Annotated in this window: 11 protein-coding genes, 1 tRNA gene and 1 riboswitch; of the genes, 6 read left to right on the plus strand and 6 right to left on the minus strand. The window is 65.9% G+C overall.

Going from position 1 to position 16,394, the window contains the following annotated elements; genetic code table 11:
- The first annotated feature begins 88 nt into the window (after positions 1–88).
- The 4 genes from AC3A4T_RS04715 (at position 89) to AC3A4T_RS04730 (ending at position 9,048) form a co-directional block, all read left to right on the plus strand.
- Positions 89–2,242 (plus strand): hypothetical protein, encoded by a 2,154-nt coding sequence (locus AC3A4T_RS04715; RefSeq protein ID WP_487674327.1) that lies wholly within the window; start codon positions 89–91, stop codon positions 2,240–2,242.
- A gap of 111 nt (positions 2,243–2,353) precedes the next feature.
- A complete protein-coding gene (locus tag AC3A4T_RS04720) occupies positions 2,354–4,633 on the plus strand; it encodes a hypothetical protein (protein ID WP_487674328.1) in 2,280 nt (759 codons plus the stop codon).
- Positions 4,634–4,862: 229 nt separating this feature from the next.
- The gene (locus AC3A4T_RS04725; RefSeq protein ID WP_487674329.1) at positions 4,863–8,105 is read left to right on the plus strand and encodes a hypothetical protein; all 3,243 of its coding nucleotides are present in this window, start codon (positions 4,863–4,865) and stop codon (positions 8,103–8,105) included.
- Position 8,106: 1 nt separating this feature from the next.
- Positions 8,107–9,048 (plus strand): hypothetical protein, encoded by a 942-nt coding sequence (locus AC3A4T_RS04730; protein ID WP_487674330.1) that lies wholly within the window; start codon positions 8,107–8,109, stop codon positions 9,046–9,048.
- A gap of 187 nt (positions 9,049–9,235) precedes the next feature.
- Here AC3A4T_RS04730 and btuB read toward each other — a convergent pair whose 3' ends face one another.
- From btuB to AC3A4T_RS04745, 3 genes are all read right to left on the minus strand, one after another.
- Positions 9,236–11,128 (minus strand): TonB-dependent vitamin B12 receptor, encoded by a 1,893-nt coding sequence (gene btuB / locus AC3A4T_RS04735; protein ID WP_487674331.1) that lies wholly within the window; start codon positions 11,126–11,128, stop codon positions 9,236–9,238.
- Positions 11,129–11,253: 125 nt separating this feature from the next.
- Positions 11,254–11,495, minus strand: a riboswitch (cobalamin riboswitch).
- Between the two features lie 491 nt (positions 11,496–11,986).
- Positions 11,987–12,421 (minus strand): TfoX/Sxy family protein, encoded by a 435-nt coding sequence (locus AC3A4T_RS04740; protein WP_487674332.1) that lies wholly within the window; start codon positions 12,419–12,421, stop codon positions 11,987–11,989.
- Positions 12,418–12,900: a GAF domain-containing protein gene (locus AC3A4T_RS04745; RefSeq protein ID WP_487674333.1), complete on the minus strand. Its 483-nt coding sequence runs from the start codon at positions 12,898–12,900 to the stop codon at positions 12,418–12,420. Before AC3A4T_RS04745 ends, AC3A4T_RS04740 begins: the two co-directional genes overlap by 4 nt.
- Positions 12,901–13,067: 167 nt before the next feature.
- Here AC3A4T_RS04745 and bioD point away from each other — a divergent pair, with 167 nt between their 5' ends.
- On the plus strand, positions 13,068–13,772 hold the full coding sequence (bioD, locus tag AC3A4T_RS04750) for a dethiobiotin synthase (RefSeq protein WP_487674334.1): 705 nt from the start codon (positions 13,068–13,070) through the stop codon (positions 13,770–13,772).
- A 308-nt stretch (positions 13,773–14,080) separates the two neighbouring features.
- Here the strand turns inward: bioD and AC3A4T_RS04755 are convergent, their stop codons facing one another.
- From AC3A4T_RS04755 to AC3A4T_RS04765, 3 genes are all read right to left on the minus strand, one after another.
- Entirely contained in the window at positions 14,081–14,485 is a 405-nt protein-coding gene (locus tag AC3A4T_RS04755) for a phasin family protein (protein ID WP_487674335.1), read from the minus strand.
- A 509-nt stretch (positions 14,486–14,994) separates the two neighbouring features.
- Complete coding sequence (gene queD / locus AC3A4T_RS04760; protein WP_487674336.1) at positions 14,995–15,357, minus strand: 6-carboxytetrahydropterin synthase QueD; 363 nt, start codon at positions 15,355–15,357, stop codon at positions 14,995–14,997.
- 125 nt (positions 15,358–15,482) lie between these two features.
- Positions 15,483–15,559 (minus strand) — tRNA-Met (locus AC3A4T_RS04765).
- A gap of 125 nt (positions 15,560–15,684) precedes the next feature.
- Here AC3A4T_RS04765 and AC3A4T_RS04770 point away from each other — a divergent pair.
- Positions 15,685–16,302 (plus strand): RNA pyrophosphohydrolase, encoded by a 618-nt coding sequence (locus AC3A4T_RS04770; RefSeq protein ID WP_487674337.1) that lies wholly within the window; start codon positions 15,685–15,687, stop codon positions 16,300–16,302.
- Positions 16,303–16,394: the final 92 nt, after the last annotated feature.

Here is a 16,394-nt window from a genome sequence, read left to right on the forward strand (position 1 = left end):
CCCGCGGAACATCGTCGCTGTAAGCGCGCAAGCCAAGGCGCGACGGAATCAAACGAACTCAGGATTTATCAGGATAAGGAGCAAGTCCATGCTTAAGATCGACAACGTTGACACCATCCTCGACCACGTGGTTTACGGCGACGATGCCAACGACTTCACCTACTACATCATGCCGAACACGCCGAATTTCGCGCGCATGGCCAGCGGCGGCCTGGCGCTGCGCTTCGTCGAGTACGGCCAGATCCGCGAGGATGGCGGCAAGAAGTTCGGCGGCTTCATCGCCTTCGACACCGAACTGGCCGTCGCCGCCGACGTGCAGACCAAGATCACCGCCGAACTGCAGAAGAAGCTGGCCGAGAAGTACAAGGGCAAGAATGCGCCCAAGGTCGCGATCGCGCCGGTGACCTGGACCGACGGCACCGTCGAGCTGCTGCTGACCGAAGGGGGCGCGTTGGTCGAGAAGATCCGCGGCGCCGGCAAGCCGTCGATCTACGGCAAGAACGTCGCCTCGTTCATGGTCGAGCTGACCGAACTGGGCACGGCGATCTTCAAGGAAACCCTGAGCACCGGTTCGGCCTCGGCGGTGCAGGTCGTCTACAAGATGAACTGCTATATGCGCCTGCCGGAAATGAAGGCCTGGGGCACCTGGAACGCCTCGGAGTTCTACAGCTTCTTCCAGGACATCAACACCGAAGACAACGTCTGGCGCGAAGACAGCTACACCGAGGTCATCAGCTCCAGCCGCTGGAAGAACGACATCACCAAGACCCACTTCGAGTTCGTGCAGGCGCCCAACCTCAGCGCCGAGGACAACGCCAAGCTCGAGGCCGACATCCGCGCGATCATCAACAAGCAGCTCGAGGCCGCGGTGCAGCGCAACCTGCTCAAGGAAATCGCCGAAGTCGATCCTAACACCAAGGATTTGCGTGAAGAGCAGGACATCGAGGACATCCGGCGCACCATCAACAAGAGCCAGATCGCCAACGTGCGGGTGGAGTGGAGCGAGGCCAAGGCGGTCATCGTCAACCGCAACCCGCAGGGCATGCTGCCGACGATCACTTCGCTGACCGACGACAAGAAGAAGCCGCTGAAGTGGGAGGACTACTACTCCAAGATCAACCTGGACGAGTTCCTCAAGACCGTGCAGGTGGTGATGCGGGTCAACGCCGACTTCGCCAACCTGCCGATCCACAGCGTCGAGGTCAAGATCCGCTACCCGTACGGGCCGAACAAGAAGGTCCAGGAGTTCGTCTTCACCAAGCCCGACGACGTGGCCAAGTTCGAGGCCTTCGTGTTCGAGGGCAAGCGCGACTTCACCTATCAGGTCACGGTCAATTATAAAGGCGCGACGTTCAAGCAGGTGTCGGAGGAGATCAAGACCGACGACACCAACCTGACCATCAATGTCGACGATCTCGGCGTGCTGGCGCTGGACATCGGCCCGGGCGACATCGATTTCGCCCAGGTGCCGCGCACCCAGATCACCGTGCGCTACAAGCACGGCAAGCAGCCGGTCGAAGCCAAGTTCAACATGACCGCGGCCACGCCGAACTTCGCCCTGCGCAAGATCATCGGCACGCCGCGCACCGAAGATATCGACCTGGAGTTCCTGTACACGCTGGCCGACGGCCGCCAGGTCAAGAAGCTGGCCAAGCAGCAGGCCAAGGAACTGTACGTCGACGATCCGTTCTCGGCGTCCAAGACGGTCAGCTTCCGCGCCGCCGGCGATCTGTCCGCCGAGATCGCGTCGATCACGGTCGAGGCGAGCTACACCGACACCGCCAACAAGTACAACCAGAAGACCATCGTGACGCTGTCCAGCGACATGACCTCGTTCGACTGGACCTTCCCGGTGGTCGACGAAACCCTCGGCGAGGTGAAGTACGCGGTCACCACCTTGTTCGCCGACGGCACCAGCAAGGAAGAGAACGAAAAGGTCGCGACCCGCTCGACCATCATGGTCGGCAAGAAGCTCGACGCGCTGGAAGTGGCGGTGGTGCCGGACCTGCTGAACTGGGACGAGCTGAAGATGGTCAGCGTGGCGCTGTCGCACGGGACCAAGCGCATCGATCTGCGCTTCAAGCCCGGCGACGAGGAAAAGAGCTGGAAGCTGCCGCTCACCGACGGCGAAGAGCCCGAGTACAAGGCCACCATCACTTACTTCCTCACCGACGGCAAGCGCAAGGTCGTGGGCCCGGAAACCAAGACGGATCTGTCGCTGTTCCTGGAACTTCCGGCTTGATTCTGTCGACCTGATTCAAGCAGCACGACCTCAGCCGCAAGCGCGGCGGGCCCGGTCACCGGGCCCGCCGTCGCCAACACTTATCACGCTTGACTCGGAAGGAGTCCGATCATGCTTCTCCTCGACAGCCGCACTCGCGAGATCAACGGCATCTCGGTCTTTCCCGACCATGCCGATCCCGAGCAGTGGTATTACATGCCGCTCAATCCGCACCTGACCACGGTCCGCGACAAGACCCTCGGCGTGGATGTGCCCCAGTTTCTGCTGATCGGTTTCCGCGGCGACGCGGGCACCGGCGGCTTTCTCAATTTCGACTGCAACCTCGGCGCCACGCAGAGCCAGATCGACGATCTGGCCCGCGAAATCGCCAACTCCGAGAACCTGCGCAACAAGCCGCGGATCGCGCCGGTGCCGCTGGAAGACGGCGGCGTCAAGCTGATGATGCTCGGCAAGGCCACCGGCGATGTCGCGCCGACCGCCGGCCCCGGCCCGCAGTTCGTGCTCAAGATCGACCAGTCGGCCAAGCCCGCGCTGTACGGCGCCAACCAGGCGTCGTTCTCGGTGCGTCTGGACCAGGACGGCTACACCGTGATGGAGCAGTGCCTGGAAGGCGAGATTCTGCCGGTTGCGGTGATCTATTCGCTGGATTTCCTCGGCCTGCGCCCGGCTTACAACATCAGTCTGAAGATCGATTGGGACCGTGTGCAAAAGCACATGGACGAAAGCTTCTCCGGCGGCAACATGTTCTTCTCCACCGAGATCGGCAGGGCGGTCGACGAGCTGGTCGAAAGCCGCGCGATCGTGCTTGAGGCCGACACGTTTGTTGCCGAAAGCGAGGACACCAAGGGTATCATCGATCGCCGCGACGCCGCTCTGGCGCAGGTGCGCAACATGATCACCGATGCGTTCTTCCAGGCCAGCCTGCCGCCGTGGACGCCGGAGAAGAAGTCCGACTTCGAACGCGGCCTCGATGCGCTGGGCAAGTTCGCCAGCCAGTCCTCGGCGATGGCCGCCGGCGGTCCGATCGGCGCTTTGATGCCGAGCTTCAGCTACAAGCGCATGGACTACACGCGTATCGACAAGAAGAAGCTCAACGTCAACTTCTCCGAACGCGTCGCGGTCAAGCGCTCGATCTATCCGCAGGGCCATCTGGCGGCGTTGTTCAAGACCATCCGCGAAGGCAACGTGCCGCGCGACCGATTGGTGAAGCAGATCAGCCTCGATAATGACTTCTTCAAGAAGCGTCGGGTCAAGGTGATTTCGCGCGCCGACCTGGCCGCCGACGACATCGGCAGCCTCAACGTGCGGGTGCGCTACGGCGACAAGGCGCAGAACGCGCTGCTCGGCGCGAGCCAGGGCGATGCCAGTTTCGAATGGCTCAGCCAGCTCGACCGCGGCCAGATGAAGCGCGAGGTGCAGGTCGAGTACGAGGTCAACTTCAAGGGCGTGGACGCGGCCGAGCGGCCGACCAAGCTCAAGTCGAAGGTGCAGACGTTCGATGTGGAAAACGTCGAGATCATCCCGCGCGACCTGTACACGATCAACACCGTGCCGGTGTTCGCCGAGAACTTCCCGTGGGATCGCTACAGCTCGGTCGACGTGTTCCTGCGTTATCGCGATCCGGCTAACAAGATCAACCAGAACGACTTGGTGCGACTGACCAAGGAGTCGCAGTCGGGCGCATGGAAGATGTTCATGCTCGACCAGAGCAAGACCGCCTATGAAGTGCGCATCGTGTTCCACGGCATCAGCGGCGGCGATGTAGTGCGCGACTGGACCACGCTGGACGAGCCGCAGGTGTCGATCCGCAATCCGTTCCAGACCCGGCGGGTGGTGCAGGTGGTGCCGAACTTCAACTGGAACGACGTGCAGGAAGCCTTCGTCGACCTGCGTTACGTCGACAAGGCCAACGGCGTGCAGGAAGAGATGCAGATGTCGTTCCAGGAAGGCGCGGCCGCGCAGACCTTCGCCGTGGACATGCGCAATCCCGAGATCAAGGGCGTGTTCTACAGCGTCAGCATCCTGTACAAGGACGGCCGCGACATCGAGGAGATTCCCGAGTCGGTGACGAACGGCAATCGCATCATGTTGAAGGCCGGCATGAAGGGACGGCGCATCGTCACGGTCAAGCCGCCCGCGGATTTCGCCAAGCGCAAGATGCGCAAGGCCAAGGTCTCGCTGCGCTTCGAGGACTTCGCCGGCGGCCTGTCGTTCGCCGAGGATTTCGAGTTCACCGACGGCCAGGCTTCGGGCGAGTTCGAGTACGACTACCTCGACCCGGCGCGCATGCGCTACGAGTACAAGGCCAGCTATCTGCTCGAGAACGGCACCAACAAGGCCGGCAACTGGGTGGCCAGCGATGCGACCGATCTGGTGTTGAAGATGGCCTGATGTAGACCGCCACAGCGCACCGACCGCGCCCCCTTTTGCTCGTCATTCCCGCGAACGCGGGAATCCAGCGACTTACGGGCACGGTCGCGATAAGGCACTGGATTCCCGCGTTCGCGGGAATGACGGTGGCGGGGTATCGCGCGACGGGTCGGCATCAGTCACGTAAGGAAACGTTTCCGTAGCGCGCGGCAAGCCACGCGCATGGACTCACGATCTATTGGAGTTCGTCATGCTCAGTCTCGAAAAGCCGCTTTCCATCGACGGCATCACCGTGTTCCGCGACCACGCCGACAAGGGCCAGTTCTGGTACCTGCCCGGCCCGGTTACGCTGGCCACGCGTCAGCCCGATGGGCGCAAGGAATTCAGTTTCCTCAAGTACCGCGTCGCCGATGCCACCGCAGCCGACAAGGGCGGCGGCTTCGTGATGTTCGTGACCACCTTGCAGCTGTCGTCGTCGATGGAGTCGAAGATCATCGGCCGGCTCAACGCCGAACCGGGCGTGCAGTTGCCGGTGCGGCTGACCTGCGCGACGTTCGAGGAAGGTTCGGTGCAGTGCATCGCCTTGAACGCGCAGGGCGGTGGCGGCACCTCGGCGCAACCGGCCGCGCCGGGCACGTTCAACGCGGTCGAACACATTCTCGGCGCGACCGTGCCGTCGATGGACGCGGCCAACCGCGCCGCTTTCAGCCTGAGCCTGTCGTCGGAAGGCGCGACGATTCTCGAATCCGCGCTCAGCGACGGCATGACCCCGATCGGGGTGATCTACAACTTCAAGTACCTGGCGATGCGCCCGGCGCTGAAGGTCACCATCACCGCCGACTTCGAACGCATCTACAACCATTTCAGCGTCAGCCTGGAAGGGCAGTACGCGTGGTTCAAGGCCGGCATCGACGCGGCGTTCGAATCGCTGGTGCAGAACGGCGTGATCGATATCCAGGTCGAAGCGTTCACCGACGGCGACGACAAGCGCGACCAGGAAAAGTGGGCGCTGGATTTCTTCAAGAACGATCTGCTGACCAAGTGGTTCGAACCGACCCTGGTGCCGGGCAAGCTGGCGACCGATGCGGCGCATGCCGGAACCGGTACGGGTACAGGCACCGGAACCAATCCGGGCGGCACCGGCGGTACCGGCGGCGGAACTGGCGGCACGGGCGGCGGCACTGGTGGAACCGGTGGAGGCACCGGCGGTACGGGTGGCGGCACTGGCGGAACCGGTGGCGGCACGGGCGGCACGGGTGGAAGCACCGGAGGTACCGGCGGCAGCACGGGCGGCACGGGTGGTGGCACCGGTGGAACCGGAGGTAGCACGGGCGGCACGGGCGGAAGCACCGGAGGTACCGGCGGCAGCACGGGCGGCACGGGTGGCAGCACCAGCGGCACCGCGCCCGGCGGCTTCAGCGGTACCAGCGGCGCCAGCAGCGGCGGCGCGACCGGTGGCACCAGCACGGGTACGGGCGGCACCACCGGCGGCACCGGCACCACCACGCCGCCAGCCCCGCAGATCCAACCGGCCGCGCTGACGGTCGAATCGCAATCGCCGACGCCGCTGCCCGCGGGTCAAGCGGTCACCCATACGCCGGCCGCGAACGGCCTGGCCGAAACCATCACCGTCACCGGCGCCGGCGCGGTGGTGAAGGTTGACGGACAGACCGTCGCCGCCGACGCGCAGGGCCGGGTCAATCTCACCGTCAATCCGGCTTCGGAAAAACTCATCGAAGTCGAATGGCCGGCGGCGACCCAGGAACAGACCTTCGGCCTGTTCTTCGATTTCGACAAACCCGCCGCGAGCGGCTGGATGATCAATCCGCCGTCGACGCAATACCGCGCCTATGTCGAGAACACCACCACCGATCCGCGCTATCGCGACGCCTCGGGCACCTTGCGCATCGAAGGCGATGGCAACTGGACCGGCACCGAACGCGGCGCCGATCGTCTGGCCGCGTGGGTGCGCAGCCTGCCGGCGCCGCGCAACGTGCGGCTGGAAGCGTATGCGAGCCACGAGCACGCCAACAACGCCACCGAGGCGCAGCGCGTGACCTACAACCGCGCGCTGTCGCAGCGTCGCCTCGACGTCGCCGCGGCGGTGGTGCGTCGCGCCGGCGGCAACTTCACCGTCACCCCGGCCAACGCGCACGGCGACGTTCCGGCGAGCAGCCGGCCCGGCACGCATTCGACCATGGGCGGCGATCCCGACAACCGCGTCGTCCACGTGATCGGCCAGGTCGCCGGCACCACGCCGAGCCGTTGGCGCGGCCGTCTGCGTCGTCCCGCGTCGGTTACGCCGACCCCGACTCCGACGCCTACACCCACGCCGACTCCCACGCCGACTCCCACGCCCACTCCCACGCCCACTCCAACCCCGACGCCCACACCCACTCCGACTCTGCCCACACCGCCGACCGCGGTCAGCCTGTCGCTCAAGCTCAAGTTCGTGCATCAGGAAGAACGCAAGAAACTGACCCTGCGCTACAACCGCGCCGAGGCCACGCGCCGCACTTACGCGCCGCAAGGTTTCTTCGGCCTGATGCTCGGCGATCTGCGCGACAAGTCGAAGTACTTCAAGGAAATCGATCTCGACGATCCCTTCTTCCGTCAGTTCGCGGTCGAGGCGAGCATGCCGATCGCGTTCGAACCGATCGATCTGAAGTCGGCGCAGGTCGCGCTGGACTACGGCGACAAGAAGAAGCCGCGTGATCACAAGCACGCCGACTTCGTGTTCACGCCCGGCGAAACCGGGGTCAAGCGCTTCGAAGCGTTCATGAACGAGACCCGCGACATCGGCTACGACGCCGCGTTCCAGTACCACTTCGATCCGCAGTCCGACTGGGCCGCCGACCGCAGCTCGTACACGATCCCGGCGGCCAAGACCGAAGACCGCACCTTGTTCGTCAATCCCTACGAACACGTCGAGTTCCGTCAGATCACCGCGACCCCGGGCGACATCGATTGGGAAGTGGTCGAATCGATCGACGTGAAGTTGCAGGCGCGCGGCTACACCACGCCCGAGCCCAAGACCACGTTGACCCTGACCAAGACTTCCGGTCCGAAGACCTGGCGTCTGCGCGGCGCCAAGCCGGCCCCGGCCGATCGCGGCGTGACCTACCAGGTCATTCAACGGCGCAAGGGCGTGAGCCAGGCCGATCCGGCGTCGCCGCCGGTGGAAGTCGATGTGCCCGAGTTGATCGTGCACGACAGCTTCGAGGATGCGCTGCAGCTCGAATTCATCCCGGTGTTCGATCAGGCCATGGTCAAGCGCGTCTACATCGACGTGAAGTACGAGGACGGCGCCTACAAGCGCAACGAACGCATCGAGATGGCCGGCAGCCAGGCCGATCCGGTCAAGCTGCGCATCGCCTTGAAGCACGCGGACAAGCGCAAGTTCCGTCGCCGCTTCACCTTCGTCGGCATGCAGGGCCAGTTCGATCAGCGCGCCTGGGTGGACGAGACCGAAGAACTGATCGCGGTGCAGTGACATGAAGAACGCCGCCTACGTGATGCCGTTCGAAGTCACCGGGGCGTTGCCCGCGCCGGTCGCCGCGACCTTGCGGCGGCTGCGCGCGGTGCTGCCGGCGCAGGCCGATGCGGCGCAGGCGATGTTGGAACGCGTGCTCGCGCCGTTGGCCGAGTCGGTCTGGCCGGAGATGGCCTGGCGTTTCAGCAGCCTGACCAACACCGGCGTGCCGGTGGAGTTCGCCTGGACCACGCGCGAAGCCGCGGTGCGCTGGACCGCCGAAGTCGCCGCGCCGGAAACCGACGACGGCGAACGATTGGCGATCGCCGCGCGCGCGCTGGACTGGCCGCTCGATTCGTCGCCGGCCGATCTGGCGATGTGGTTCGCGCATCAGCGCGATTGCCGCTTGAAGTTCGGCGCCTGGGCGTCGGCGCGTCACGGCGACGGCACCGCGACCAAGTTGTACGCGGATCTGCCGTCGGGCCGTCTGCCGTCGGCATGGCAAGGCCGTCACCCGGTGCTCAATTCGACCTTGTTGTTCTGGCGCATGGCCGGGGTCAATCCCGATGGCAGTGTCGAGTTCTATGCGCGCGCTCACGACCTCGACCTGAGTGGACTGGCGTCGTTGGCGCAGACGGTGCTCGGCGATGCGATGCCGATGATGGATCGGTTGGCGGTGTTGATGCCGGGCTGCGATCTGCCGCGGCCGTCGGGCCTGAGTCTGGCCCTGTCGGCGAACGGCGAACCGCGCGCGCTGACCTGGTTCACTTTCGCCAAGGCGATCTACCGCGACGACGCGCAAGTCGCCTCGGTATTGCGCGGCGTCGGCCAAGGTGTTTCGGCGCAGGTGTACGAGGCGTTGTCGTCCGGTCCGGACGACGGCCGCTGGCGGCACGGCATGATCGGCGTGGGCGGCGATATCGCCGGCAAAGCCTGGGTGCAGTGCGGGGTGCGGCCGACTTGAGTTTGCGAGGCGATGCGTTCGTCGGGCATCGCGATGCGGTATCGATGAAAGCGCAAAAGTCGGGCGAAACCCGCGGACGATCATAAAGACGAAAGGCCCGGCGCAATGCCGGGCCTTTGTCGTCGCAACGTTACAGCGATGTAGAACATCGCATCGATCGGTACGAAACCGACCGATGCGTGACGCCTCAGTTCTTCGGCGCGTAACGCAGGGTCACGAACCACTCGCGGCCGGGCTGGTTGTAGTACGACACGGTCTCGTAGTCGCGATCGAACACATTGGCCACGCGCGCCTGCAGGCTCAGCGCGTCGCTGATCGCATACTCGGCGCGCAGGTCGAAGGTGCCGTAACCACCGACGCGGCTGCTGTTGCCGACATCGTCGTAACGCGAGCCGTAACCGACCGCGGTCGCGCCGATGCGGAACTTGCCGAACGCGCGATCCAGATCGATGCGGCCGCTGCGCTTTGCGCGGCGCGGCAGGTCGTTGCCGCGGTAGAAGCCGACCCGGTTCTCGGTGTCGAGGAAGCTCGCGCTCGCCGCCAGGGTCCACTGCGCGAAGGTGGTGTCGATGCCGATCTCGGCGCCGCGCATGCGCGCGCGTTCGATGTTGTTGGGCAGGTTGATCGACGAGTCGAAGGTGATCAGCTGATCGACGCGGGTATCGAAACCGTCGATGCGCGCGTTGAAGTTGTCGCCACGGTAGGCCAGGCCCAGTTCCCAGGTCTTGGACTCTTCCGGCTTGAGGTCGGCGTTGCCGAAGAACGGGAAGTATAGCTCGTTGAAGGTCGGTGCCTTGAACGCGGTGCCGTAGCCCACGGTCACGCGCCAACGCTCGGCGAAGCTCAGGCCCCACGCGGCGCCGCCGGTGGTGTGGCCACCGAACTGCTCGTTGTCGTCGCGGCGCACGCTGGCTTCGAACGACTGGTTGCCGAAGCGGCCCTGGTACTGGAGGAAACCGGCCTTGTTGTCGCGTTCGAGTTCGTCGTACACGGTGTTGCTGTCGACCCGGTCGCGCAGCCAATCGAAGCCCGCGGTCAGCGTATTGCCTTCGAAGAGATTGAAATCGGCCTGCAAGGTCGCGCTGTCGCGATCGGTATCGAAGAAGCCGATGCGCTGCCCCGGAGAAACGCTGTTGGGAAAGGCGTGGGGGCCCTTGAGATCGTAATTCTGCGAACCATCGACATTGCGGCCCGCGCTGAGCTGCACATGCACCGTATCCGACGGACGCCAGTCGAGCTTGCCGCCGATCACCTGCTGCACGGTCTCGGAATAATTGCCGAAGTCGCCGTCGTAGGCGTTCTCGCCTTCCGCGCGCAGCGCCTGGCCTTCGATGCTCCACTGGTCGTTGATCTCGATGCCGCCGCGCAGCGACAGCGAATGGCTCTCGTAGCCGTCGCGATCAGGTTCGTCGGTGAAGCAGCCGGCGAACACCGGGAAGCCGGCGCCGCGGCAGGCGTTGATGCCCTGGGTCTTGCGGAAGCTGTAGTCGGCGCCGAACCAGCCGCGGCCGCTGCGGCCGCCGAAGCCGGTGCCGAATTCGATGGTGCCGTTGCTGCCGCCGCCGACATGCGCGCGCGGGGCGAAGCCCTGCTGCTCGCGGCGGGTGAACACCTGGATCACGCCGCCGATGGCGTCGGCGCCGTACAGGCTCGAACGCGGGCCGCGCACGATCTCGATCCGGTCGATCAATTCGAGCGGCAGGTCCTGCAGCGAGGCCAAGCCCGAGGTCGGCGAACCGATGCGGATGCCGTCGACCAGCACCAGCACGTGGTCGGACTCGCTGCCGCGCAGGAACAGCGTGGTGAGCTTGCCGGCGCCGCCCTGGTTGGCGAGGGTGATGCCGGCGCGGCCGCGCAGCAGATCGTTCAGATCGCGCGCCTGGCTGCGCTGGATGTCGCTGCGATCGAGCACCTCGACCGGGGTCAGCAGGTCGTTGACGCTGACCGCGGTGCGGTTGGCGGTGACGACGACTTCGTCCAGATCGGTGGCCTCGCCGGCGGGCGCCGCGGCCGCGACGGTCGGCAGGGCCAGGGCGATGGCGAAGGAAAGGTTCAGGGCACGCAGACTTGCAACCGGCATGGGGTAGCTCCAGCGCGCGCCGTGGCGCACGCGATTACGACAACGGAATGGGCGGTTGCGAAAGAAGGCGAGCGGGCAGCAAGGCGCACGAAGTGCAACAGCCGCCGCGATGCCCTCCGCATCGCAACCTGTAGCACCCCAAGGCCGGTCTCCGGACTCGCCAGCGGGCCGACGCGGGGTCGACTCCGGTCGCGGCGCCTTCCCGTGCCTTGCACAGTGGCGGATGCCGCGATCTGACTGGCTTACCGTTGCGGGGGCAGTGCCGGAATGGCGCCGGCTCGTCCGATCGGAGGAGGGCGTGTCACCGGCTTCCCGTTTCAACCCCGGCGGCGCAAGCCGTGGGGTCACCTTGAAGCGGTGCGCAGTCTACGCGATGCGGGGGGCAAAGTCCGGGCGGGCCCTCACCCCAACCCCTCTCCCGCAAGCGGGAGAGGGGCTTAAGGCGGCGTGGGGCTGAAAGTCTTCTCTGTCGGGCAGTCCAAAGCGCCCTGGCCGGGAGCCGGGCCAACCACAAGCTCAAGGATGTTCCCTTCTCCCGCCTTGCGGGAGAAGGTGCCCGAAGGGCGGAAGAGGGCACGCGCGCCGGCAACTGCCACGAGGTTCACCGCCGCCGACCGACGCCTTACAGCTCGGGAGAAGGGCTTAAGGCCGCATGGGGCTGAAAGTGTTCTCAGTCGGGCCGTCCACAGCGGCCTGGCCGGAAGTCGCGCCAACCACAAGCTCAAGCACGTTCCCTTCTCCCGCCTTGCGGGAGAAGGTGCCCGAAGGGCGGAAGAGGGCACGCGCGCCGGCAACTGCCACGACGTTCACCGCCATCGACCGACGCCTCACAACTAAGGCCAACCGAACCGGCCGACCTCAATCGTGGCGTTCTTCGCCGTCCTGATCGCCCCGCCGCTCATCGCCGCCGGACCCATCGTCGTCGTCATGCGCCGCCGGGCCGCCGTCGTAGGCGGTGTTGTCCTCGTGCCGTTCCTCGGCATGCATGGTCGTGTGCACCGGCGCGGCGGCCGGCTTGTTGCGCGGCGCCGGCAGCAGCGCGGTCGCCGCTTCGGCGGCCAGGATCAGCTCCTGGCGGCGTTCGTCGCTGATCTCCTGCCAATGGCAGTCGAGCAGCGCGCCTTCGATCGCGTAAAGCAGGTTCAAGGTCGGCTTGAAGCCGGCGCGCTTGACCCGCATGAACGCCTCGACCGTGCCGATCGCGGCAATATCTTGATGCGTGCGCAGACCCACTTGGCGCAGCCAAGCCGCACTTTTGGGGCCGATATTGCGCATCTTGGGTGCTGCGGTCATGCCACAGACTCCAGGTAGACCTGCGCCAGGGCTTCCAGGCCGGCCTGGTCGTCGGCATCGAAGCGGTTCGGCACCGGGCTGTCGAGATCGAACACGCCGATCAGCCGGTCGCCCTTGAACAGCGGCACCACCACCTCCGAACGCGAGGCCGCGTCGCAGGCGATATGGCCGGGGAAGTCGTGGACATCGGCGACGCGCTGGGTCTGGCGGCTCGACGCGGCGGCGCCGCATACGCCCTTGTCGAGCGGAATACGCACGCAGGCCGGCAGGCCCTGGAACGGCCCGACCACCAATTCGGTGCCATCGTAGAAATAGAAGCCGACCCAGTTGAGCTGCGGCAGCGCCTGATTGACCAGCGCCGACAGGTTGGCGGCATTGGCGACCCGGTCGCGCTCGCCGTCGAGCAGGCCGCGTGCCTGATCGAGCAACTGGGCGTACTGCTCGGGCTTTCCGCCCGAAAGTGTGGAGGCTGTAAACATTCAGGGAGTGTAACAGCGGGGCCTGCCGCGACTACCATGGCCGGCTGGCATCGCCGAAAAGCGCGAGATGAGTCACATCCACGGTGACTTGAGCGCCCACGCTGCCTGCGTCTTGTCCGCCTTACCGCATCGCTTTATCCAGCCTCCAGGACCCCGCGCCTCCCCGCATGACCGAATCTTTCAGCCTTCCGCGCGGCCCGATTCCCCGGGGCGTGTTCGTCACCGGCACCGACACCGGCATCGGCAAGTCGCTGGCCAGCGCCACGCTGCTGCACTGCTTGCGCTCGCTCGGGGCGCGCGCGGTCGGCATGAAACCGGTCGCCAGCGGCTGCGAGGCCAGCGCCGAGGGCTGGCGCAACGAGGACGCCCTGCTGCTGCAGGCGGCCAGTGCGCCGACCCCGCGCTACGACGACGTCAATCCCTATGCGCTGCCGCAACCGCTGGCCCCGGAGATCGCCGCCGCGCAGGCCGGAGTCGAGATCGCGCTCGCGCCGATCCTGCAGGCGTATGCGCGACTGTCGGCGCAGGCCGATACGGTCGTGGTCGAAGGCGTCGGCGGCTGGGCCGCGCCGATCAGCGCCGAGCTCGATCAGATCGACCTGGTGCGCGCGCTGGATCTGCCGGTGGTGCTGGTGGTCGGCATGCGGCTGGGCGCGATCAACCACGCGCGGCTGAGCGCGCGCGCGATCCAGGCCGATGGCGCGCGGCTGGTCGGCTGGATCGCCAACGGCATCGACCCGCACATGGCGAGCGCCGAGGAAAACTTCCAGATCCTGTGCCGTCGCCTGCCGGTGCCGTGCTGGGGCCGGCTGCCGTATGCGCCGTCGCCCGATCCGGCCGCGATGGCGGGGCTGTTGACGCCGGTGTTCTGAAAACGCGGTATCGGCGAGGCGGACTGGGCGGAGTTACGCCTTGCGATGCTGGGCTGCGAACGTGGTGTCCGGCGCGTTCGAAAGGGCGGCCCGCGCCTAGGCCCGGGATCATTCGGTGGTATCCGCACGGCTGATTGCATGCGTCGGCAGAGCGCGATGGCGAAGCGGTCCAGTCGAGCGATCGCGATCAGGCATTCGCCATCGATCCACCGCCACGGCCACTTTCGTACACACAACAAAAAACCCGACAGCCTGCGCTGCCGGGTTTTTGTATCCGCGTTACCCGCCGGAGAGAGAGACGGTTGCGATTACTTCGCAGCGGTCGCCTTGGTCGCGGCCTTGGTGGCCTTCTCGACGTTGGCCTGGGTGGCCTTGGCGGCGGTTTCGATCTGCGACTTGGCCAGCTCGGCGATGGCTTCGTTGGCCTTGAGGGTGCGGCCGAACGCTTCCTGACCGGTGCTGACAGCGCGCTCGACGTTTTCGCGAGCGATCTGCACGCCCTTCGGCCACAGGGTCTTGAAGGCTTCCGGATCGCGCGCTTCGGCGGCTTCACCGAAGAAAGCGAAGGTCGCGTTGACGCGCTCTTCGATCGCGGCGATCTGCAGACCGAACACGGCGCCGGCGTTGTCGAGGGCCAGGCGGTTGACCTGAGCGGCCGTGTCCGCGAACTGGCGCGTAGCGGCGGCGAACTGTTCGTTGAATTGCTGGTACATGGCTGAGCTCCTGAGTGAGGGTCCAGACGAAGAACGACTGGATTGTGCGGTGCAGCATAGGTGCGGCTTTGTTGCGATGCAACATCGACCCGACGAGCGGTCGCCAACCGTTCAGAAAGCCCGCCTATTCAGCTAGTTAGCGACGAGGCAGCTGTTCAGGCAAAGCGTCGCGGCGCGGTGGAATCGGGCCTCGGATGCGCCGAACCGGACGCGCATCGGTCGGCGCTCTCGGGTTCGATCGGCCGACCGCGGCACCGTGCATGGGCTGGGTTACAGAAAAACTATTTGCGGCGCCGCTTACGGCTGCCGAAACGCGGAATTGCGCGCGCGGTCCAGGAACGCGTCGTTGGGTTCCGGCGCAGCAGTCGCGGGTGGGCGAGGTTGGATTGGCGCGGGGCGAGCGGTTGTCGTCAGATCGGAGCCGACGCGCAGACGAAACAGCGATACGTTCGCGACCGCGCCGATTAGCGCGTCGTCGAACCGATCAGCCCGGAGTGCAGGCCGCGGCCTCAGCCGCGGTAACGACAACCCGCGGTGCAGGTCTCGTGCACGACGATTTCGCTCAGCAGCGGCAACACCGGCTTGAGCTGATCCCAGACCCACACCGCCAGACGCTCGCTGGTCGGGTTTTCCAGGCCTTCGATGTCGTTGAGGTAGTGGTGATCGAGACGGTCGTAGATCGGCTGGAACGCTTTCTTGACGTCGGCGTAGTCCATCACCCAGCCGCTGTGCTCGCCCAGTTCGCCGCGCAGATGCACCTCGATCCGGAACGAGTGGCCGTGCAGGCGCGCGCACTTGTGGCCTTCGGGCACGTTCGGCAGCCGGTGCGCGGCTTCGAGGGTGAAGACCTTGAAGATGTCGACGGCAGTCATGGCGGTAACCGGTGGCGATGCGGACGCGGCGCGGCGTCGGTGAGTGGGGCGGCAGGCGCGTCCGGCGCCGGAAACGAAAAGGCCCGCAGCGCGGGCGGGCCTGGGTCTTGCTGCGCGGGTATCCATGGTGGCTATGGGTGGACTCGAACCACCGACCCCAGCATTATGAGTGCTGTGCTCTAACCGGCTGAGCTACATAGCCATGGGGAACCGCGAATTCTTCATGCCGGACGGGCGCTTGTCAATCGTCTGAGCGCGGCTTTGCCCGACTTGTCGTCTGCGCCACCCCGTGGCAGAGTCGGTCTCAGTGAATTTGGAGTCCGCATCGTGATCGATCCGGACGGCTATAGGCCTAATGTCGGCATCGTGCTCATGCACTCGGACGGCCGCTTGTTCTGGGCCCGGCGCGTGCATCGTGACGGCTGGCAGTTCCCGCAAGGCGGGATGAACACCGACGAGACGCCGCTCGAGGCGATGTACCGCGAGCTGCACGAGGAAACCGGCCTGCTCCCGCAGCATGTCGAAGTCCTCGGCTCGACCCCGGGTTGGCTGCGTTATCGCCTGCCGCGGCGGGCGGTGCGCCGCAACGACCGATTGGTCTGCATCGGCCAGAAACAGGTCTGGTTCCTGCTGCGCCTGACCGGCGAGGAATCCGACCTGCGCCTGGACCTGACCGACAAGCCCGAGTTCGATCACTGGCGCTGGGTCGACTTCTGGTACCCGGTGGAACACGTGGTCATGTTCAAGCGCGGCGTCTATGCCAGCGCCTTGCGCCATCTGGCGCCGTTCGCGCGCCAGCTCGCCGGTCCCCAGGCGGTGCCCGTGCCCAGCCCGGAAGCGCGTCTGCGCGAGGCGCAGATGGGCGGTTGCGGCCATCCGCCGCGCGCGCGGGCGTTCGGGGGCGGCAATCCGGCCCGCGGCAACGGGTCCGAGTCCGGCGGCTGAGCCGGCGGGCCCGGCCTGGCAAGGATTTGCGGCTTGTTGGTCGCGGTTAATTGACAATCATTCGCATCCGTGGCGGAATGGCGCTGCAGCCA

It is taken from the genome of Lysobacter sp. Soil_N_51 (genome assembly GCF_057655755.1).